Origin of the sequence: Brevibacterium sp. FME17, from assembly GCF_014897515.1 — a bacterium.
Taxonomy (GTDB): Bacteria; Actinomycetota; Actinomycetes; order Actinomycetales; family Brevibacteriaceae; genus Brevibacterium.
Genome location: NZ_JABUYD010000021.1, coordinates 43,023 through 63,538, shown reverse-complemented (window position 1 = coordinate 63,538; position 20,516 = coordinate 43,023). Strand labels below are relative to the sequence as shown.

Genomic DNA, 20,516 nt, shown 5'->3' with positions numbered 1-20,516 from the left:
ATTTCATGAGCAGGGAATCATTTCAAAGTTGAGTGTGTTTGACTCAATGTAACGACCCAACGAAAGGAAGCTCATGGCTACACGTTTTGACCCCATCCGTGACCTCGATCGATTCTTCTCGGAAGTGACTCGCACCCCGAACTCCACTTCGCTTCCCATGGATCTCTACCGCGATGGAGAGGTCTTCGTCGCACGTATCGATATGCCCGGTGTTGACCCTTCCAGCATCGATGTCGACGTCGAGGATCGCACGCTGACAGTTCGCGCTCAGCGACAGTCCGAAGTCGCGGACAAGGATGTGAAGTGGCTGACCCGGGAACGGACAACCGGCACCTATGCCCGCCAGCTCACCCTGGGCAACAGGGTCGCACTCGACCGGATCCAGGCTGACTACCAGGACGGCGTGCTGTCGCTGACCATCCCCGTGGCTGAGGAAGCTCGGCCACGCAAGATCACCGTCTCACACTCAAACCCGACGACCAGAGTCACCGAGGTTGTCGAAACCTCGCCAGCACAGGATGAGGATCCGGCCAAAGCCTGATCAGAAGGCATAGCCATTTCGGGTGACTCAACCTGTAGAAGCGGGCCGTACCATGGGGTGCGGCCCGCTTCTCGTTGGTAGGCACGCAGGTCTTGTGGTTGGACGCGCAGACACGGCAGACGCCCCGATGATTGCCCTGGCTCAGCCAGCCACCTGAAGAACATATGCCAGGCACATGTACGGAAGTTCCAGCTCCCCATCTACGGGATGTTCGAGAGTGAAGTATTCGCGCAGATTCGACTCGACCCGGTCCCTGGTCGCCTGATTCGACCTCAGCCAATAGGAGCGTGTCCGAGCCAGATCGATGATGCCGTCGACGGTCAGTGGTGTGGTGAACTCAACCAGTTCATGGTTGATGAGATCGAAACCTGCGGGACTCGGACGGTATGCGGGGCGGTACACGTCGCCGGCGTGCATGATCCGACTCAGACGCAGCACCCATTCGAAGCGCACATCGAGCTGGTTGATGAGGATGACCAGGTGGCCACCCGGCCGAAGGATTCGTGCAATCTCGGCGGCAGCAGATGGTTCGTCGAACCAGTGCCAGGCCTGTGCCACGCTCACTACATCGACGCTGGCTTCCGGTAGGCCCGTATCCTCGGCGCTGCCGACGAGACCGCGCGCAGGATTGTTCGCCAGGGCCGCCTCGTCGGGATCGACGGCGGTGACATTCGCGCCGCGCTCTAGCAGTGAATTGCTGAGGATGCCGGTTCCCGCGCCCAGGTCACAGACGTCGAGACCCATCCAGCTCGTGGTCGCCAGGTCGATGGCAAGAGCGGGGTAATGTGGACGCACCTCGTCGTAGAGGCCCGCCAGCTGACCGAAGCTGCGCCCATGAGCTGCCTGCGCACGTGGTCTCACAGTTCGCCCATCCTGACTCGTGAAGTTCATTGATCGTGGTCAACTCTAACTCGTCCCCAACCACCCTCTGGTGCGCGGTCCCGGGCCGCACAGATGTCAGGAAGTGACTAAGATGGTTCTACCGGTCAAACAACAGTGACAAGGAGCATCGATGTCCCCCACGTCCGAGCTGCAGGCAGAGCTGGAGAGCGCTTCTCGCGCCTATGAACAATTCGCTTCGCGCGGGTTGAAACTCGATATCACCCGAGGCAAGCCGGCAAGCGCGCAACTCGATCTGTCGGCAGATCTTCTGAACGCAGTGACCGGGGATGACGTCATGACTCCAGGGGGCGTCGATACCCGCAACTACGGCGGCCTGGACGGAATCATCGAGCTGCGCGAACTCTTCTCTCCCCTGCTCAAGGTACCCTCGGATCAGCTGTTAGTAGGCGGCAATGCATCCCTGACTCTTATGGCGCAGGCGCTGACCTCTGCCCTGCTGCACGGAACCGTCGGAGACTCACGTCCCTGGGGCCAGAGCCCGCACAAACTCATCTGCCCGGTCCCCGGCTATGACCGTCATTTCACCCTGGCCGAGTCTCTGGGATTCGAACTCCTCAGCATTCCCATGGACGCCGAAGGCCCGGTCGTCGCAGAGGCACAGCGTCTGGCCGAAGACGAGACGGTCAAAGGCATGTGGCTGGTGCCCATGTACTCGAACCCGACAGGCATCACCATCACGGAGAAGCGAGCGCGTGAACTGGCCGCCATGCCGGCAGCGGCACCCGACTTCACCCTGCTGTGGGACAACGCCTACGGGCTCCACCACCTGCGCGAGCAGCATCCCGAGGTCCTCGACATCCTCAGCATCTGCGCCGAAGCCGGGCACCCGGAACGCCCATGGATCTTCGCATCCACGTCGAAGATCACACATGCCGGAGCCGGAGTCTCCTTCTTCGGCGCCGGGCCGGAAACCAGCGACTGGATCCGGGCGAATCTCGGAAAGATCTCGATCGGCCCCGATAAGGTCAACCAGCTGCGCCATCTGCGCTTCTTCTCAGACCCTGCTGGAGTCGAGGAGCACATGCGTCAGCACGCGAAGATCATCGCGCCGAAGTTCGACGCTGTCCTGGACACTTTGGAACGGGAGCTGGGTGGGAAGGATCTGGCTCAGTGGACTCAGCCGGACGGCGGATACTTCATCACTCTGACCACGTTGGAGGGCACCGCGGATCGGATCGTGAAATTGGCCGCCGAGGCGGGGGTCAAGCTGACTCCTGCCGGTGCCACACACCCCTATGGTTTGGATCCGCACAACAATGTCATCCGCATCGCTCCGACCATGCCCACCGCCGAGGACGTCGAATTGGCGGCACAGGGTCTCGTCGCCTGTGTGAAGCTCGCCAGCTACGAGAAGCTCCTGGCGGGCTGAGGCCAACTGCCAATGCAACAAAAGAACTCCTGGTCGGTTTCAATAACCGACCAGGAGTTCTCTCGCGCTGTCAGAGCTCAGGCTGTGCTGTCAGCGTTTTTGCTGTGCTGTACGAGCCGCGCCTCAGTACTCGTAGAAGCCGCGACCGGATTTCACGCCCAGCAGGCCGGCATCGACCATGCGTGAGAGCAGCACCGGTGGTTTGGCAGCAGGATCGCCGGTCTCGGAGTAGATGCTCTCTGCTGCGTACAGGCAGGTGTCGAGTCCGACCAGGTCGACCAGTTTGATCGGGCCCATCGGGTGTGCGCAACCTCCCACCATTCCCGCATCGATGTCCTCCTTCGTTGCGAACCCGGACTCGAGCATGCGAATCGCGCTGCACAGGTATGGGATGAGCAGCGCGTTGACGATGAATCCGGGACGATCCTGTGCGTGGACCGGGTTTTTGCCCAGCACCTCGGCGACGAACTCCGTGACCGTGTCACGAACCGAATCGGAGGTGAGGACGGAGGACACGACCTCAACGAGTGGCTGAACCGGGGCCGGGTTGAAGAAGTGAACCCCGAGCACTCGCTCCGGACGTGAGGTCGACTGTGCGAACCGGATGATCGGCATCGATGACGTGTTCGAGGCTAGGATCGCGTCCGGATCGGTCACGACTTTGTCGAGCTCGGCGAAGATCGACTTCTTGATGTCCTCATTCTCACTCGCGGCTTCGATGACCAGCTGCCGATCAGCGAGTTCGCCGATGTCAGTGGTGAATCGCAGTCGGCCCAAGGCCGCATCACGAGCCTCGGCGTCGAGCTTTCCCTTGTCGACGGCGCGAGTCAGGGACTTCTCGATACGAGCACGGCCCGCGGCCGATGCTTCGTCGTTGATCTCGCGGACGATGACGTCGAGACCTGACTTCGCGAGCACCTCGGCGATGCCGGCTCCCATGAGTCCGCTTCCGATGACGGCGGTACGTTGAATGCTCATCTGCTGCTCCTTCTGTTGAGGTGTCTGTTCGTCATTTGCATCACGGCTGTCTGGCGAGGAACCAGTCTGAGCCGCGGATGGCCTTCATGGCCTCTCGTCGACGTTCCTTGGGCAGGGTCTGAACGTAGACCTGACCATCGAGGTGAGCGACCTCGTGTTGGAGCATCTGTGCGAAGACCTCTGTACCCGAGATCTCCACCGGTGAGTTCTCCGCGTCCACACCGCGCACACGAGCGAACTCGTAGCGCGGTGTGGGGAAGAAGAGGCCCGGAACTGAGAGGCAGCCTTCCTCGATGTCACGCAGCTCTCCACCGACCTCGACGACCTCGGGGTTGATGACATACCCCGTTCGGCCGTCGAGGTCATAGCCGAATGCCCGCACGCCCACGCCGATCTGCGGTGCCGCCACAGCGGCCCGGCCCTCCGGAAGAGACGTGTCGACGAGGTCTTGGGCCAGTGCCTTGAGTCCTTCGTCGAAGACGGTCACCGGTGCACACATACTGCGCAGCACCGGGTCGCCCCACAAGCGGATGTCGCGCTCAGCCACCAATGACCACGACGAGGTCGCCGCCTTCGAGCTGCTGAACGTCGCCGATGGCGATGCGCGAGACCGTGCCGGCCATCTGTGTGGTGATGGAGGCTTCCATCTTCATGGCCTCGATCGTGGCAACGGTCGCGCCGGCCTCGACCTGTTCACCCTCTGATACCTGGAGAGTGACAACGCCTGCGAACGGGCTGGCGACATGACCTGAGTTTGCCGGATCGGCCTTCTCAGCTGCCTTGACGTCACTTTCGACCGCATGATCGCGAACCTGGAGCGGACGCAGCTGACCGTTGAGGGTGAACATCACCGATCGCATCCCGCGCTCGTCGGTGCCGCTGATGGCCTGTACTCCGATCAGGAGATCCTTGCCCTTCGACAGCTCAACCGCGTGCTCCTCGCCAGCAGTCAGGCCGTAGAGGTATTCCGAGGTCTCGACGACGGACAGGTCGCCATAGTTGGCGCGCATCGCTTCGAATTCCTTGGTAGGCCCAGGGAACAGGAGCGAATTGAGCTTGGCCTGACGTTCGCTGCCCGGCGTCTCCAAAGCTGCCGCATCCTCGGGTGCGAGGTCTTCGGACACAGCTTTGTGTGTGCGCCCTGCCAGAGCCTTCGTACGGAACGGCTCTGGCCAACCGCCTGGAGGATCACCGAGGTCGCCGCTGAGGAAGCCGATCACCGAATCCGGAATGTCGAACCTGTCGGGATTCTCTGCGAATTCCTGAGGATCGACGCCGGCACCGACGAGGTGGAGTGCGAGGTCTCCGACGACCTTGGACGAGGGTGTGACCTTGACGAGGTGGCCAAGGATCGAATCCGCTGCCGCGTACATGCGTTCGATCTCCTCGAACCGCTCCCCCAAGCCCAGCGCTACGGCCTGCTGGCGCAGGTTGGACAGCTGCCCGCCCGGAATCTCGTGCCGGTAGACGCGACCGGTGGGTCCTGCCAGTCCGGATTCGAAGGGTGCATAGACCTTACGGACAGACTCCCAGTACGGTTCGAGATCGCTGACGGCGTTGAGACTGATCTGGGTGTCGCGTTCGGTGTTCTCGAACGCTGCCACCAGAGCGGAGAGGCTGGGCTGACTGGTGGTCCCGGCCATGGCGGCAGAGGCTGCATCGACTGCGTCGGCTCCGGCTGCCGCGGCAGCGCAGAGTGTGGCCAGCTGACCACCCGCAGTGTCATGGGTGTGGACATGGACGGGCAGGTCGAAGTTCTCCCGCAGCGCTGTGACGAGCTTCGTCGCAGCAGCAGGGCGAAGGAGACCGGCCATATCCTTGATCGCGAGCACGTGGGCCCCGGCCTCGACGATCTCTTCGGCGAGTTTCAGGTAGTAGTCGAGCGTGTAAAGCTCTTCCCGCGGATCGAGGATGTCGGAGGTGTAGCACAGGGCAACCTCGGCGACGGTGGTGTTCGTGGCGCGGACCGCTTCGATGGCCGGACGCATCTGTTCGACGTCGTTGAGGGCGTCGAAGATGCGGAAGATGTCGATGCCGGTACGAGCTGCCTCGTCGACGAAGGCGTCGGTGACCTGGGTCGGGTACGGGGTGTAACCGACGGTGTTGCGACCGCGCAGCAGCATCTGAAGGTTGATGTTGGGCACAGCAGAGCGCAGTGCGGCCAATCGTTCCCAGGGGTCCTCGCCGAGGAAGCGCAGTGCCACATCGTAGGTGGCTCCGCCCCAGGCTTCGATGCTCAGCAGCTCCGGTGTCATCCGGGAGACATGTCCGGCGACGGCCAGCAGGTCACGGGTACGCACGCGGGTGGCGAGCAGAGACTGGTGAGCGTCGCGGAAGGTCGTGTCCGTGACCGCCAACGGAGTCTGGTTCCGCAGCGCCTGTGCGAACCCGACAGGACCGACGTCGAGGAGTCGGTCACGACTTCCTGGTGTCGGGTCTGTGCTGAGGTCGATGTCGGGAAGCTTCTCCCCTGGACGGATGCGCACATCGGGCTCGCCGTGGGGACGGTTGACGGTGACGCCGGCCAAGTAGTCGAGGATCTTCGAACCGCGATCGGCGCTGACGCGAGCGTCGAGCAGATGTGGGCGTTCTTCGATGAATGAGGTGGCGAGGTCGCCTGCTATGAAGGACTCATCTTCCAGGACGGCGCGCAGGAACCCGATGTTCGACGAAACGCCGCGGATTCGGAACTCTGCCAGGGCACGTCGTGCACGAGAGATCGCCTGCTCGAAGTCACGTCCACGGCAGGTGAGCTTGACCAGCATCGAGTCGAAGTGTGCGCTGACTGCGGCACCGGCGTGGACGGTTCCACCGTCGAGGCGGACACCGGCACCGCCGGCAGAGCGGTAGGCAGTGATGATTCCGGTGTCGGGTCGGAAGGCGTTGGCCGGATCCTCGGTGGTGATGCGGCATTGGAGGGCTGCGCCCTTGATCCGCATGTCTTCCTGGGCCAGGCCGATCTCGGCCAGAGTCTCACCGGAGGCGACACGCATCTGAGAGGCGACCAGGTCGATGTCCGTGATCTCCTCGGTGACCGTGTGTTCGACCTGGATGCGCGGGTTCATCTCGATGAAGACGTGCTGACCCTTGCGTGGACCATCGGTCTCGAGGAGGAACTCGACGGTTCCTGCGTTCTGGTACCCCAAGGCCTCGGCGAACTTCAGAGCATCTGTGTGCAGTGAGTCGGCAATGGCCGGGTCCAGGTTGGGAGCCGGTGCAATCTCGACGACCTTCTGGTGGCGACGCTGAACGGAGCAGTCACGCTCGAAGAGGTGAATCGCATTCGAGTCATTGTCGGCAAGGATCTGAACCTCGATGTGACGCGGGCGCTGCACGGCCTGTTCGATGAAGACCGTGGGATCCCCGAAAGCTCCCTCAGCCTCGCGCATTGCGGCTTTGAGCGCGTCCTCCAGCTGTGAAGATTGCCCAACGCGGCGCATTCCGCGCCCGCCGCCACCGGCAACAGCCTTGACGAAGAGCGGGTACTCCATGGATTCCGCATCGGCCAGCAATTGGGCGATGTCGGCTGAGGGGCGAGTCGAATCAAGTACGGGAATCCCGGCATTGCGTGCGGCCGTCAGAGCCTGCACCTTATTGCCGGCGAGTTCGAGCACATCGGCCTTGGGACCGATGAAGGTGATTCCTGCCTCATGGCAAGCTCGCGCCAGGTCCGGATTCTCCGACAGGAAGCCGTAGCCGGGGTAGATGGCGTCGGCGCCGGATTCCTTCGCGACGCGCAGCATCTCTTCGACGCTGAGGTAGGCACGAACTGGGTGCCCTTCCTCTCCGATCATGTAGGCCTCGTCGGCCTTCATTCGGTGTTCGGAGTTCCGATCCTCATATGGGAAAACAGCGACAGTGGAGGCACCGAGTTCGTACGCTGCACGGAACGCGCGAACGGCAATCTCTCCACGATTTGCCACAAGAACTTTAGAGAACATCTGTGTCTCTCACTTCTGTATCGATCGCTCTACGGCGATGTTCGACGGGCTGTCGAGGAACTACTCTACTCAGTGACCTAGACCACTCGAATACAGGGGGTCCCATTTTCACTCGACTGCCACACCCGGCGTGGTCGTGACTGCTCAGCGCGGCCGGATACGTTAACGTAGGAGAGTGCTTGTCCTAAGTATCAGCAGCCTCAAAGGCGGAGTCGGTAAGACGTCCGTGACACTCGGTCTTGCCTCGGCCGCATACAACCGGGGGATTCCGACCTTGGTCGTCGACATGGATCCGCAAGCGGACTCCTCGACTGGCCTCGATGTTCCGACGTCGACGCGTGTCGACATCGCCGATGTACTCGCTGCTCCTAAGTCCCAGAAGATCCTCTCCGAGGCGATCATCCCCTCCGGGTGGGTGGGCGATAAGCTCGGACACCTCGATGTGATCTCCGGCTCGCCCAGAGCCGCAGAGTTCGATCGCCCCTCGTTGTCAGAGAGGTACCTCCGACGCCTTGAAGATGCGCTGAGTCGCGTCGCCCAGGGATATCGGCTCGTACTCATCGACTGTCCGCCCAGCCTCAATGGGCTCACACGCACAGCGTGGACTGCCAGCAATCGGGTTGCCGTCGTGACCGAGCCCAGCCTGTTCTCTGTGGCGGCCGCGGATCGCGCGCTTCGAGCTGCCGACGAACTGCGTCAACGTGGAACCTCGGACATTCAGCCTCTGGGGCTCGTGGTCAACCGGGTTCGTGCGGGTTCGAACGAGCATGACTACCGCATCAGCGAGATGCGGGAGATGTTCGGTCCCCTGGTGCTCAATCCGCCTCTGGCCGAACGTGCTGTGATGCAGCAGGCCCAGGGCTCTGCCCGCCCGATCCACTCGTGGCCCGGGAAGCCAGCAGAAGAAGTCGCGACATCATTCGACTCACTGCTGGAACGTGCTCTGCGCTCGGAGAACATCCGCTCGCGCAAGGCACCTAATAATCAGTAGGTTTCCAGTCATCCGCCCAGTCTCATCGGGCTAGAATGTGCCACGGCAAGACGTGCTTGCCGTGGCACATTGCCGTACAGGCGTGTTGCAGTGCCCTAAAGATCCTGATGCTGTTGATGAATATGAGTGTGGCCCGTCATTTCGGACGGGCCACACTCATCATTCCCCCATGGTGTCCCGTTCAGGGACTGCCCGTTATTCGGGCAACATGCTTTTCAGCCGAGTTTCTGAGCTCTTCGCTGTGCGAGTTCATCCATTTCGATGCTGACGGAATCGTCTTCGGGAAGACGTTCGCTCGGCAGTTCCGAGAGGCTGCCTTCGACTTCGTTCCAGACACGTCCAACGGCGATGCCGAAGACACCCTGTCCGCCTTGCAGGAGGTCGACGACCTCATCGGGCGAGGTGCATTCGAAGACGCTCGCACCGTCTGACATCAGGGTGATCTGTGAGAGGTCTCGGACGCCGCGCGAACGCAGGTGGTCGACTGCGGTACGGATCGACTGCAGTCCGACGCCGGTGTCGAGGAGACGCTTGACGATCTTGAGTACGAGGATGTCACGGAAGCTGTAGAGCCGCTGGCTGCCCGATCCCGTTGCATTGCGGATCGATGGGGTCACCAGATCGGTGCGCGCCCAGTAATCGAGGCGGCGGTAGCTGATGCCGACTACCTTGCACACCGTTGGACCACGGTAGCCAGCCTCTTCGTCGAGGACCGGCAGATCGTCGTCGAACAACAGTCCTTGGGCGGCTGGTGGTATTGGCGTCGGCTCGACGCTTTCATGACTTGAGCGGTTCACACCGACTCCTCCTTATAGTCCCTGGGGGAAGCGAGGTCGCTTTGAAGGGCAGAGAACATATCCATTCTAGCTCTCTTCTCAGCGAACCTACAGTGGGATTCAACATCTCCAAGCTATTCTCCCGGGGCTTCCAGGACAAACACCTCAAGGTAACAATTTCTGCGTGTCGCCGTTATCGCAGTATTCGAACACCTGATTCATGGTCGAACGCGGGTTTCGGAACCCGGTTGGCGACGCGCTCAGTCAGTCTCAGGCTGTGCTGAGTCGCCCGTGTCACCAGTGGGCCCCTGGGGCTTTTCATCCGCCGGCTTCCGTTCCTCTGCCTTCTTTGCCTTGGAACTGGTGAGGAGCTTGGTTTTGACGCTCGATGCGTATTTGTCGACGTACTCCTGCCCCGACAGGCGCATGATCTCGTACATGATCTCGTCGGTCACCGAGCGCAGAAGGAACCTGTCGTTCGGAAGCCCCTCATATTTGGAGAAGTCCATGGAGGACCCGAATACTATGCCCACGCGCCGGAACTTCGGGATCAGGCGACCAGGGGGCTGAATCTTGTCGGTGCCGATGATCGCGACTGGAATGACCGGGGCGCCAGACTCGAGGACCAGGCGTGCTACACCGGTGCGGCCCCGGTAGAGCTTGCCGTCCGGTGACCGCGTGCCCTCCGGATAGATGCCCAGGGAGTTACCCTCCCGCAGGACCTTGAGACCGGACTCCAGGGATGCCTGGGACCCGGATCCCCCTGCCCTGTCCATCGGCAGCTGATTATTGAGTTTGAAGAACCAGCGGGTGACGGCTCCTTTGAGCCCGCGTCCCGTGAAATAGTCCTTCTTCGCCAGGTAGACGACCGGTCGTGGTGCCAGCAGAGGCACGAAGATCGAATCCATGAAGTGGTTGTGGTTTCCCGCGATGATCGCAGGCCCATCGGACGGGAGATTGTCCAGCCCACGTACCCAAGGGCGGAAGAGAATCCGCAGAATGGGTCCGGCCACGACTCGCTTGAGAAACCAGTAGAACACGAGCACCCTTCCCTGTCACGACTCTTTGTCGTCCTCGGACATCATATATCGACACCATCACCGCATATTCATGCCATGCTGAAGCTATGGAGATCGACTACTCACCACAATCGGTGCCGACTGCACCTTACCGGCAGATTGTTCCGGACTCTTCGTCTGCGGTGCTCTTTCTCCATGGAATCACGGGTTCTGCTGCCGCGTGGTTCCCGATCGCACGGAGTATAAGTCAGTACGGAATCAGTGTCAGCGTGCCATTGCTTCCTGGTCACGGTACGCGTTGGCAGGACCTCAATGCCACGACCTGGTCCGATTGGCTCGACGCAGCGAGGGCAGAGCTGAAAGCACTGTCCCAGACTCATTCCCGGGTGGTGGTAGCCGGATTGTCAATGGGCGGTGCACTGGCATTGGCGCTGGGGGCCGGCGATTCCCCTCCCGACGAACTCGTCCTCATCAATCCGGCGCTCTACATCGATTCCCCACTGACACCGTTGCTGCCGGCCCTCAAACACTTCGTCGCCTCGGTGCCGGCGATCGCCGGAGACATCGAGCATCCGGACCGCTGTGAATATGCCTACGACCGTACACCTGTCGCCGCCATCGCTTCGTTCGCATCTGCACAGAAGACTCTGCGCGAAGATCTCTGGCGGATCGAGTGCCCAGTCACTCTCTTCGTCTCCGGCCGTGACGCCGTGGTCGGGCCACGTACTCTCCGGAGCTTGAGGTCGCGCCTGCCTCAGCGACCGACGATCCTCTCGCTGCGTCGGTCCAAGCACGTTGCCACATTGGACAACGATGCCCACACCATCGCCGAGGTGATCGGGCAGAAGGTTGCATCCTCCGACCGTGCATCGACAGACACCCCCGGAATCGGGGAATAGAGACACCGAGAAGATTGCTGATAGACAACATGGACGACGAGAAGAACGAGGACTGGCGCGACGAGGTTCCGGAATCGGAGCGACTCGACGATTCCTCGCGCATCAGTGACAGTCACTGGGAAGATCTCGTCAATCAGATTGCCGAACCCAGCGCTTTCATGGGCGATATGCCCGTCGAAGAAGTAAGGGAGCGGCTCGAAGAGGAAGAAGGGTGGGAACCCGGACCGGCCGAGCCCATCGGCTGGCGCACCGCCTCGCCGACTCTGGTGCTCTCTGTGATTGCGACGTTCGGGGCTGTCCTGCTGCTGGTCCTCGGCGCGATCTTCTTCCGACCGCTGCCCGGGTGGTTTCTGCTGATCGGCATCGCCGTCTGCCTCGGCGGAGCAGTCGGACTCTTCTTTCATCTCCCGACGAGCCGAACCTCTGACGGAGACAACGGCGCGTCGGTCTGATGCCGCCGTCGAATCCCGGACGTCCTTCTGTGTCAGGAGCGAGTGGAAGACTGGGGAGCATGTCCACCCCGTTTGACCGTACGCCGACAGCCATCGAGTCCTCGCAGCTGTCGTTCGAGAATCTTGGCACACCTCTCCACGAGGTCACCTTCGTCATCGTCGACCTGGAGACCACCGGCACAACCGCCGGAAAGTCGGAGATCACGGAGATCGGGGCGGTCAAGACCCGCAGCGGTGAAGTCCTCGGCGAGTTCCAATCTTTGGTCAAGCCTGAGGAATCGGTCATCAGCCCGTTTGTGGCACGCCTGACCGGAATTACACATGCGATGGTCGACGATGCACCTTCCATCCGTTCAGTGCTGCCCAGCTTCCTCGAGTTCTCCGCCGGCGCAGTTCTCGTTGCACACAATGCCCCCTTCGACATCGGCTTCCTCCGATCAGCCTGCGAGAAGCTCGACTATCACTGGCCCCAGCCGAGAGTCCTAGATACCGTCACCCTGTCGCGGCGAGTGGTCAGTCGCGATGAGGTCCGCAACCACAAGCTCTCAACTCTCGCCGCACACTTCGGGACCGAAGTCTCTCCCGACCACCGGGCACTCTCCGACGCCAAGGCCACTGGGGAAGTTCTGCATCGAGTGCTCGAACGATTCGGCGGCTACGGCATCACGACTCTCGAAGAATTGGCGACGGTGCGTCAGGCAGGGTGGGCCAAGCGCCAAGCCAAATCGCATCTGGCCAAGGGAGTTCCGTCAGAACCGGGCGTCTACATGTTCCTCGATGGAACTCGCCGGGTCCTCTATATCGGCAAGTCGGGCAATATGGCTCGCCGAGTCCGCGGGTACTTCAATGCTTCGGAAAATCGCGGCCGGATGGCCGAGATGATCACAGCAGCGCAAGAAGTCAGCTGCCTTCCGTGCGTGCACGCGCTTGAGGCCGAGGTCAGAGAGATTCGACTGATCGGAGAGCTCGCCCCGCCTTATAACCGTCGTTCGAAGAACCCCGAACGCAATTCCTGGATCGTGCTCAGCGACGAGGCCTACCCCCGACTCTCAGTTGTCCGGTCGAACACGGCGTTGGAGAAGTCACCGGCAACTCCCCTGGGTCCGTTCCGGTCACGAAAAACGGCTCAAGCGGTGAAGGAGCTCCTCGATACCCTGTACCCGGTCAAAAGGTGCACGGCGAAGATCACAGCCGCCAACATTGCATCTCACCGTCCGTGTGTAAGTTCTCAAGTCGGCCAATGCGGAGGCCCCTGCGCCGGGGTGACCGACAAACAGGCCTACCTCGCCGACATCACGGAGCTGTTCGCTGCCATGGACGGCGACTTCTCATCGCTGCGCAGTCTGTGTACACAGCGCATGGCGAGACTGGCCACCGAAGCCAGATACGAAACAGCCGCCGAGGTCCATGATGCCATGCGTGCGGCACTCTCAAATGCCGCACGGGCCGAGTCTGTTCGTGCGTTGCGTGACCTGCCTGAGGTTCTCGCCTACCGCCCAGGAGCCGAAGGCGGGTTCGATCTCGCTGTCATCCGACATGGGAAGCTGGCGGCAGCCGCACACACTCGAGGTACGCGGGGCATAGATGAGAGCTTCACCGCCATCCGTGCGACCGCGGAATGGGTTCAGGCCCCAGGGAGACTTCCGGCAGTATCCGACCCTCTGCCAGAAGAGACCCGGCTCCTGGCCCAATGGCTGCAGTCCGCGACCTCGACCTCGATGGAGGGAGCCTGGTCGCTCCCCCGCACCGGGGCCAACTTCCACGCGCAGGAGTCAGGAACGGTTCGTCTCGGCGACCCGGTGTGAGACCTCGATCAGCTGATCGAGCTTCTTCGCACCGAGACCGGCATCGACCGTTTCCTCTGCAATGGTGACCTTCGCCGCCATCCGCTCGGTCAGACTCCCCACCGCTGACTCATCGGCTGCGACGAGCGCCGCTGCCGTATTGATGAGGACGATGTCACGTACCGCCGACTTCTCCCCGTTGAGTACGGACCGAGTGATATCGGCATTCTGCTCGGGCCCGCCACCGCGCAGATCGTTTTTGGTGACGCGTTCAAAGCCCAGGTCCAAGGCATCGAACGTCATATGTTCGACCTCGCCGTGTCGAATCTCCCACACATCGTTGACGTCGGTGTTGCTCAGTTCGTCCAGACCGTCGCGTGATCGGAATACGAGCGCCTGGTGCCCCCGCTTGGCTAAGGTACCGACGACTAGGGGAGCCATCTGGGCATCAGCGACGCCGATCGCGGTGTGACGGGCACGCGCCGGATTCGTCAGTGGTCCCAGGATGTTGAAGGCGGTCGGCACACTGATCTGACGACGTACTGCCGCCACGAATTGCATCGAGGGATGGAAGACGTTGGCGAAGCAGAACGCCAGACCGACTTCCTTTGCGATGATTCCTGTCTGTTCCGGCGTGATGTCGAAGCGAACTCCGAGAGCTTCGAGCACATCGGCAGAGCCGGAGGCAGACGACGTCGCGCGGTTACCGTGCTTGACGACGCGCTGACCGCTGGCAGAGATGATCATCGCCGCGGTTGAGGAGATGTTGGCGGTCTTCGCCCGATCACCGCCTGTGCCGACGATGTCGACGGAGTCCTCGAGACCTGGCAACCGCACCGCGTGCTCCATCATGGCGGAGACCAAGCCGGCTATTTCGGCGACAGTCTCACCTTTCGTATGGTGGGCCGCGAGAAATGCGGCCATTGTCACATCGGGAGTCTGACCCGACATGATCTGGTCCATCGCCCATGCAGCAGCTGTCTCATCGAGATCCTGCTGGTGCATGAGTGCCATAAGGAGATCGGGCCAGCTGTACGTCGCGCCCTGAAATGCGGATCGGAACCCGGAATCCAGTGTTTCCGTGGCTGTCGTACGCGGTGTCTCCGTCATCCGAATGAACTCTCCTTAAGGGACTTCCACCACCTCTGACTACGAGTGACTACGAGGTGGAACTTACCTGCGGCATCTTATCCTGTCTTCGACACGCGGGGGCCAGCCGGTCCGAATACGAGATTCCGGCATCAAATCAAGGGTTTCGCTACATCGTGTAGAAAAATATTCACCGAATGCTGGGTAAAAGATGAAAACTTACCCCGAGACGAGTAATAATGGGGTTGTGTCAACTGCCACTGCATCTCAAACAGCGCCAGCACATCCGGTTGTCAATCGTCCGAATGTGACCACGGTGGGCTTCATCGTGTTCCTCGCGAGCGACCTGATGTTCTTTGCCGCGCTCTTCGCCATGTACTTCACCATTCGATCCGTCGTGCCGGAATTATGGGAGACCCAGACTGAGGTCCTCGATATTCCATATGCGCTCGGCAACACGCTCATCTTGGTGTCGTCTTCATTTACCTGCCAGCTGGGCGTCTTCGCAGCAGAGAAGTTCCGGCCGCGCCGGACGGGATCTCTGTTAAACATCGCCAAATGGGGGATGGTCGAGTGGTTCTACCTCACCTTCCTCCTTGGTGCGATCTTCGTCTCCGGTCAGGTAATGGAATACGCCACCCTGGTCAGCGAGGGCATCGCCATCAACACTGATGGCTATGGCTCTGTCTTCTACCTGACCACCGGGTTCCACGGTATCCACGTGACCATCGGACTCATCTGCTTCCTGCTCGTGATCGGACGAGCATACGGAGCAAAGAAGTTCGGTCATCATGAGGCCACATTCGCGATTTGCGTGTCCTACTACTGGCACTTCGTCGACGTCGTCTGGGTCGGTCTCTTCGGAGTCATCTACCTCCTCCAGTAGTCGGCTCGAGATGCTCGGCCATTCGGACTCACAACATATTAAGCAAAGGACGATCACGTGAAGCTTTTAGCAGATCGCCGCAGGCATCCAATGGCACTGGTTGTGCTGCTCTTGGTGGCCCTGCTGATGACTGGCGGAGCCTACGCACTCTTCACCCAGACCTCGAGCGCCAAGGCAGATACAGCCAGCGCATCGGACGTCGACGAAGGCAAGAAGCTCTTTGCCGCGAACTGTGCAACATGCCACGGGCTCAGCGGCGAGGGCTCGAAATCCGGACCGGGCCTCATCGGAGTCGGCGCAGCAGCTGTCGACTTCCAGGTCGGAACCGGACGCATGCCGCTGCAGGCGAATGGACCGCAGGCACGTGTCAAGGAACCTCAGTTCGATGAGGAGCAGACGGCTCAGCTCGCTGCCTACGTTGCGTCGCTTGGCCCTGGCCCTGCGGTACCTGAGGGCGAGGACCTCGACGCGTCGAAGGGCGATCCTGCCGTCGGCGGCAGTCTCTTCCGCACCAACTGCGCCATGTGCCACAACGTGGTCGGCGCCGGTGGTGCCCTGACCCGAGGCAAGTACGCTCCAAACCTGTCGGATGTATCCGAGAAGCATATGTACGAAGCCATGCAGACCGGTCCGCAGAACATGCCAATCTTCAACGACGCAAACCTGACTCCCGACGATAAGCGCGACGTGATCGCCTATGTCAAAGAGGTCTCGGATACTCCCTCACCCGGTGGCTTCAAGCTGGGATCACTGGGACCTGTGGCTGAAGGCCTCTTCATCTGGTTCTTCGGACTCAGCGCAGTCATCGGACTGACAGTATGGCTGTCATCCAGGGCAAAGTGAGTCAGTCAATGTCGTTCAGTAACCACCACGAGAAAAGACGGGGAATTCAATGACCTCGAAAGACCACTTCGGCGGCGGCAGCCAGCTCGAGGAGTTGAATGGGTTCACGAACCCGGGGCTGCCGGAACACAAGCCCCGGCTCGCTGACCGTGATCCGAAAGCCGCGAAGGTCGCCGAACGCCAGGTTGCGTTGTGGTTCGTCCTGTCGATGGTCGGAACCATCTGGTTCATCGTCGCCTACTTCCTGTTCACCCCTGGCGAGACCATGCAGAGCATTCGACTCCACAACACCTCCATCGGCCTCGGCGCCGCGGTAGCGATGTTCTCCATCGGTGTCGGTGCTGTGCTGTGGGCGAAGAACCTCATGAGTGATCATGAGGGCATCGACGAGCGCCACGACATCGGCGGCAGCGAAGAAGATCAGGCTGTCGCCCTGGAGATTCTTCACCAGGCGAAGGAAGAGTCCGGGATCGCCCGACGCCCTCTCCTGCGCAATACGCTGATCGCCGCATTGGCCATCGCTCCCCTGCCTGCAGTTCTCGTCTTCCGTGACCTGGGCCCACTGCCCGGTGACAAGATGTTCAACACGCTCTGGGGCAAAGGCGTTCGCCTGATCCAGGATCCGGGCGGCATTCCATCGGTAGAATCTGAACGACCGATCAAGGCAGACGACATCACCATCGGCTCGGCGTACCATGTGCTGCCAGCCGGCATCGGCGACGAAGAGAATGCCGAGCACCCTCTTGAGGAGAAGGCGAAGGCTGCTGTTCTGCTCATGCGCATCGATCCTAAGGAACTCAAAGAGGATCCGGATCGCAAGGAGTGGTCGCACGACGGCATCGTCGCGTATTCCAAGATCTGCACCCATGTCGGTTGCCCCGTTGCACTCTATGAGCACCAGACGCACCACCTGCTCTGCCCGTGCCACCAGTCGACGTTCGATGTGACCGAACACTGCAAGGTCATCTTCGGCCCGGCCAAGCGTCCACTGCCGCAGCTGCCGATCTCGGTCGACAGCGACGGCTACCTGGTCGCGCAGTCAGACTTCCCTGAGCCCGTCGGTCCTACGTTCTGGGAGATCAATCACCCATGAGTACTACACAACCCACAACCACCATCGGGAAGGCCGCGAACTTCGCCGAGACTCGAGTCGGGGCTTCGGTCCTCGTGCGCGAGTTCGGACGGAAGATCTTTCCTTCCCACTGGTCGTTCATGCTCGGTGAGGTCGCTCTCTACAGCTTCGTCATCGTTATCCTCTCCGGAACGTTCCTGACCTTCTTCTTCACCCCCGCAATGGGAGAGATGCACTACGAAGGTCCTTGGGCTCCACTGCGCGGCATCGAGATCTCAGAGGCGTACAACTCGACCTTGGCGATCTCCTTCGAGATCCGCGGCGGTCTGTTCATCCGCCAGATGCACCACTGGGGTGCGCTGCTCTTTGTTGCCGCACTCAGCATTCACATGCTGCGCGTGTTCTTCACCGGTGCGTTCCGTCGCCCTCGCGAGCTCAACTGGATCGTCGGTGTGCTCCTGGTCATCATGGGTATGGCGGCTGGCTTCACCGGCTACTCGCTGCCCGATGATCTCCTGTCAGGTAACGGTCTGCGAATCATTGACGGCATCGTCAAGTCACTGCCTTTGGTCGGAACGTATATGTCGTTCTTCATCTTCGGCGGTGAGTTCCCCGGCAATGACATTGTGGCCCGGCTCTATTCGCTCCACATTATGATCGTGCCCGCACTGCTGATCGCTCTGATCGGTATCCACTTGGTGTTCGTGGTCGTGCATAAGCACACGCAGTACCCCGGTGCAGGCAACACCGAGAAGAATGTGGTCGGCGAGCCTGTTCTGCCGACATTCGCAGCGAAGGGAGGAGGATTCTTCTTCCTCATCTTCGGCCTGGTGGCACTGATCTCGGCACTGTTCACGATCAACCCGATCTGGAACTACGGCCCGTATGATCCATCACCAGTGTCTGCAGGCACCCAGCCTGACTGGTATATCGGTTGGGCCGACGGATTCCTGCGCATTGTTCCCGGTTGGCTCGAGTTCTACATTGCCGGTTGGCCGATCTCGTTGAATATCAACAGCGCGGTCGTTGTCATGGGCGGTGTCTTCGGCGCCATGTTCATCTATCCGTTCTTCGAGTCCTGGTTGATGAAGGACAAGCGCGAGCACCACATCTTGGATCGTCCACGCAACAACCCGACGCGTACAGCCATCGGTGTTGCAGGCATCATCTTCTACTGCAACATGTGGGCTGCAGCTTCGGGCGATATTGTTGCTGTGTTCTTCCAGATGTCACTGAACGACATGATCTACATTTTCCGAATTCTGTTCTTCCTTGGACCGATCTTCGGCTACATGATCACGAAACGTGTGTGCATCGGCCTGCAGCGCAAGGATCGCGAGATTGCACTGCACGGGCGGGAGACGGCCAACATCATCCGACTCCCCCACGGCGAGTTCCTTGAGCGGCACGAGGCTCTGCCTCCACACAAACTGTGGAAGCTGACAGGATTTGAATCGCCTATGTACACGCCTGCGGAGCCGAACGCGGAGGGTAAGATCACCGGACTCGAGAAGTTCCGTGCGAAGCTTTCCAAGTTCTTCTTCGAAGACCGTGTCGCTCCGGTGACGAAGCAGGAGCTCGAAGCCTCGCATCACCACCATGATTCGGTTGAATCAGACACTCACAACCAGATCGGTCACTGATCGAGCCAGAGTTCCAATCTCGGCGCCCTGAGAAAGCGGGCGATTGATCGAGGGGTCCAGCATCAATGCTGGACCCCTCTTTCGTACCCACGGGGCTCTCCCTCCCATCAGTTCCGCTCGGCGGCCAAAGAGAATTTCCAATACGCCATGAAGCCATGCCCGTACGGTGCCCGGTCTGTCTGAGAATGCGGGCGCACAAACAGGGTGCAGCTGGCGGAAGAGTGGATCACCTGTGAACAGTGCCGTCGCAGAGTGCGGTCCGATTCAGCCACGTCACGATGCCACCTCATGCCTCCAGGAGGGCCGCGCTGCATTGCGTTGGACTGAGGTGCACTCCGTTGGACTCGGCTGCGCTGCATCGGGCTCCGCCTATTCTGCACAGCGAACTGCCTCAGCGCCCCGCTGCTCGAGTGACCCCTGTGCCTTAGAGAATTCACCGCGTAATGAGTGGGTTAGACTCTGCCATCTCGGACGGCGGCCGATTGCGGGTACTCATCCCCTTGGTGCTAGATTCCGTCTGCATCTGCCCACCCGCTGAGACTGCCGGCTGTCGAGAATTCTCCTGCCAGCTTCGTGCCTGGGCCGGTGAGCTCGTTGTGCCTGGTGGTCACGACCAATCACGAGGAGTGGATGGGCAGAAATCGTGGCCGCCCGTGGGCAGTTCTCTTGGCCACTGGTGGGCAATTCTCGTGACCCCCTATGGGCATTTCCTACCGACTGTTGACAGCTGACGACCGCTGGGCGAATGCCGCTGAAGAAGATGACGGACGTTCCATAGACCCTGAAGTGCCGTCTCCTCGCGCTCTGAGCAACAGGAAGCGCCCCCTATTGGGCTTTGGGCTGTAGGCCGCGCCTGCATCCGCTGGGATGATCGTCAGGTGCTGCGACGGCCGTGCCTCTGACTCGACGAACGCCGAAGTAGTTGCCGACCCAAATCATGGCTGACGAGGGACCTGTACGGGGCTGGTGAAGTCGCCCCGACAGTTTCCCCAGTGCGGCGTCGTTAAGACCACCCAGCGTTGTACAAAGCGACAAGCGGGTGATCCCAGCCCGACTTCGATGTCAGCGGTCACTTCATAGTGCCCGTCGACGGCCACGAAACGATTTCTCGCGAAGATGGATGAGGCGCCGACATGCATCGAGGATGGGACGAGGGAGACGCGATCACCGGTGTCCTCTTCGCACCGATGAGACCACACGCGTCACCAGCCTCTGCAGGCCCGCCTGAGCCCTCGGACGGGCAAAGGGCGGGAACAAAGGCTTGCCGAGGCCCACAATGGCCTCGGCCGGACTGTACAAGCTACTGGTGCACCCGCCTTCGCGCGCACAG

The 20,516-nt window shown here is 60.9% G+C and carries 17 protein-coding genes; 10 read left to right on the top strand and 7 right to left on the bottom strand.

Going from position 1 to position 20,516, the window contains the following annotated elements:
• The first annotated feature begins 73 nt into the window (after positions 1-73).
• On the top strand, positions 74-541 hold the full coding sequence (locus INT40_RS16390) for an Hsp20/alpha crystallin family protein (RefSeq protein ID WP_193096520.1): 468 nt from the start codon (positions 74-76) through the stop codon (positions 539-541).
• A 141-nt stretch (positions 542-682) separates the two neighbouring features.
• Here INT40_RS16390 and INT40_RS16385 read toward each other — a convergent pair whose 3' ends face one another.
• Positions 683-1,402 carry a class I SAM-dependent methyltransferase gene (locus INT40_RS16385; protein ID WP_319022013.1) on the bottom strand — a complete coding sequence of 240 codons (720 nt, stop codon included), beginning with the start codon at positions 1,400-1,402 and terminating at the stop codon, positions 683-685.
• A 151-nt stretch (positions 1,403-1,553) separates the two neighbouring features.
• Here INT40_RS16385 and INT40_RS16380 point away from each other — a divergent pair, with 151 nt between their 5' ends.
• A complete protein-coding gene (locus INT40_RS16380; RefSeq protein ID WP_193096519.1) occupies positions 1,554-2,813 on the top strand; it encodes an aminotransferase class I/II-fold pyridoxal phosphate-dependent enzyme in 1,260 nt (419 codons plus the stop codon).
• 123 nt (positions 2,814-2,936) lie between these two features.
• On the opposite strand, the gene INT40_RS16375 is transcribed toward INT40_RS16380, so the two are convergent.
• The 3 genes from INT40_RS16375 to INT40_RS16365 are packed head-to-tail and all read right to left on the bottom strand — an operon-like array spanning position 2,937 to position 7,732.
• Positions 2,937-3,791, bottom strand: a complete 855-nt coding sequence (locus INT40_RS16375; protein ID WP_193070557.1) for a 3-hydroxybutyryl-CoA dehydrogenase — start codon at positions 3,789-3,791, stop codon at positions 2,937-2,939.
• A 40-nt stretch (positions 3,792-3,831) separates the two neighbouring features.
• Positions 3,832-4,338 carry a peptide deformylase gene (locus tag INT40_RS16370; RefSeq protein WP_193070558.1) on the bottom strand — a complete coding sequence of 169 codons (507 nt, stop codon included), beginning with the start codon at positions 4,336-4,338 and terminating at the stop codon, positions 3,832-3,834.
• On the bottom strand, positions 4,331-7,732 hold the full coding sequence (locus INT40_RS16365; RefSeq protein ID WP_193096518.1) for a pyruvate carboxylase: 3,402 nt from the start codon (positions 7,730-7,732) through the stop codon (positions 4,331-4,333). Before INT40_RS16365 ends, INT40_RS16370 begins: the two co-directional genes overlap by 8 nt.
• A 175-nt stretch (positions 7,733-7,907) precedes the next feature.
• Between INT40_RS16365 and INT40_RS16360 the strand changes: the two genes are divergently transcribed.
• A complete protein-coding gene (locus tag INT40_RS16360) occupies positions 7,908-8,723 on the top strand; it encodes a ParA family protein (protein ID WP_193096517.1) in 816 nt (271 codons plus the stop codon).
• A gap of 215 nt (positions 8,724-8,938) precedes the next feature.
• Here INT40_RS16360 and INT40_RS16355 read toward each other — a convergent pair whose 3' ends face one another.
• Both INT40_RS16355 and INT40_RS16350 read right to left on the bottom strand, forming a co-directional pair.
• A complete protein-coding gene (locus INT40_RS16355) occupies positions 8,939-9,520 on the bottom strand; it encodes a MerR family transcriptional regulator (RefSeq protein WP_193070561.1) in 582 nt (193 codons plus the stop codon).
• 239 nt (positions 9,521-9,759) lie between these two features.
• Positions 9,760-10,539, bottom strand: coding sequence for a lysophospholipid acyltransferase family protein (locus tag INT40_RS16350; RefSeq protein ID WP_193096516.1), 780 nt, complete (start codon positions 10,537-10,539; stop codon positions 9,760-9,762).
• A gap of 86 nt (positions 10,540-10,625) precedes the next feature.
• Here INT40_RS16350 and INT40_RS16345 point away from each other — a divergent pair, with 86 nt between their 5' ends.
• From INT40_RS16345 to INT40_RS16335, 3 genes are read left to right on the top strand one after another with little or no spacing between them, the layout of a single operon-like run.
• Positions 10,626-11,417, top strand: a complete 792-nt coding sequence (locus INT40_RS16345) for an alpha/beta hydrolase (protein ID WP_193070563.1) — start codon at positions 10,626-10,628, stop codon at positions 11,415-11,417.
• A 29-nt stretch (positions 11,418-11,446) separates the two neighbouring features.
• Entirely contained in the window at positions 11,447-11,869 is a 423-nt protein-coding gene (locus tag INT40_RS16340) for a hypothetical protein (protein ID WP_193070564.1), read from the top strand.
• Between the two features lie 59 nt (positions 11,870-11,928).
• Positions 11,929-13,674 (top strand): DEDD exonuclease domain-containing protein, encoded by a 1,746-nt coding sequence (locus INT40_RS16335; protein ID WP_193096515.1) that lies wholly within the window; start codon positions 11,929-11,931, stop codon positions 13,672-13,674.
• On the opposite strand, the gene trpD is transcribed toward INT40_RS16335, so the two are convergent.
• Entirely contained in the window at positions 13,642-14,763 is a 1,122-nt protein-coding gene (gene trpD / locus INT40_RS16330) for an anthranilate phosphoribosyltransferase (protein ID WP_101574397.1), read from the bottom strand. The genes INT40_RS16335 and trpD overlap by 33 nt on opposite strands.
• Positions 14,764-15,058: 295 nt before the next feature.
• On the opposite strand from trpD, the gene INT40_RS16325 reads away from it, so the two are divergent.
• From INT40_RS16325 to INT40_RS16310, 4 genes are read left to right on the top strand one after another with little or no spacing between them, the layout of a single operon-like run.
• A complete protein-coding gene (locus INT40_RS16325) occupies positions 15,059-15,628 on the top strand; it encodes a heme-copper oxidase subunit III (protein ID WP_101574396.1) in 570 nt (189 codons plus the stop codon).
• 57 nt (positions 15,629-15,685) lie between these two features.
• The gene (locus INT40_RS16320) at positions 15,686-16,471 is read left to right on the top strand and encodes a c-type cytochrome (protein WP_101574395.1); all 786 of its coding nucleotides are present in this window, start codon (positions 15,686-15,688) and stop codon (positions 16,469-16,471) included.
• A gap of 49 nt (positions 16,472-16,520) precedes the next feature.
• On the top strand, positions 16,521-17,564 hold the full coding sequence (locus INT40_RS16315) for a ubiquinol-cytochrome c reductase iron-sulfur subunit (protein ID WP_101574394.1): 1,044 nt from the start codon (positions 16,521-16,523) through the stop codon (positions 17,562-17,564).
• Positions 17,561-19,186, top strand: a complete 1,626-nt coding sequence (locus INT40_RS16310; RefSeq protein WP_101574393.1) for a cytochrome b — start codon at positions 17,561-17,563, stop codon at positions 19,184-19,186. The genes INT40_RS16315 and INT40_RS16310 overlap by 4 nt, the downstream gene beginning before the upstream one ends.
• The last annotated feature ends 1,330 nt before the right edge of the window (positions 19,187-20,516 follow it).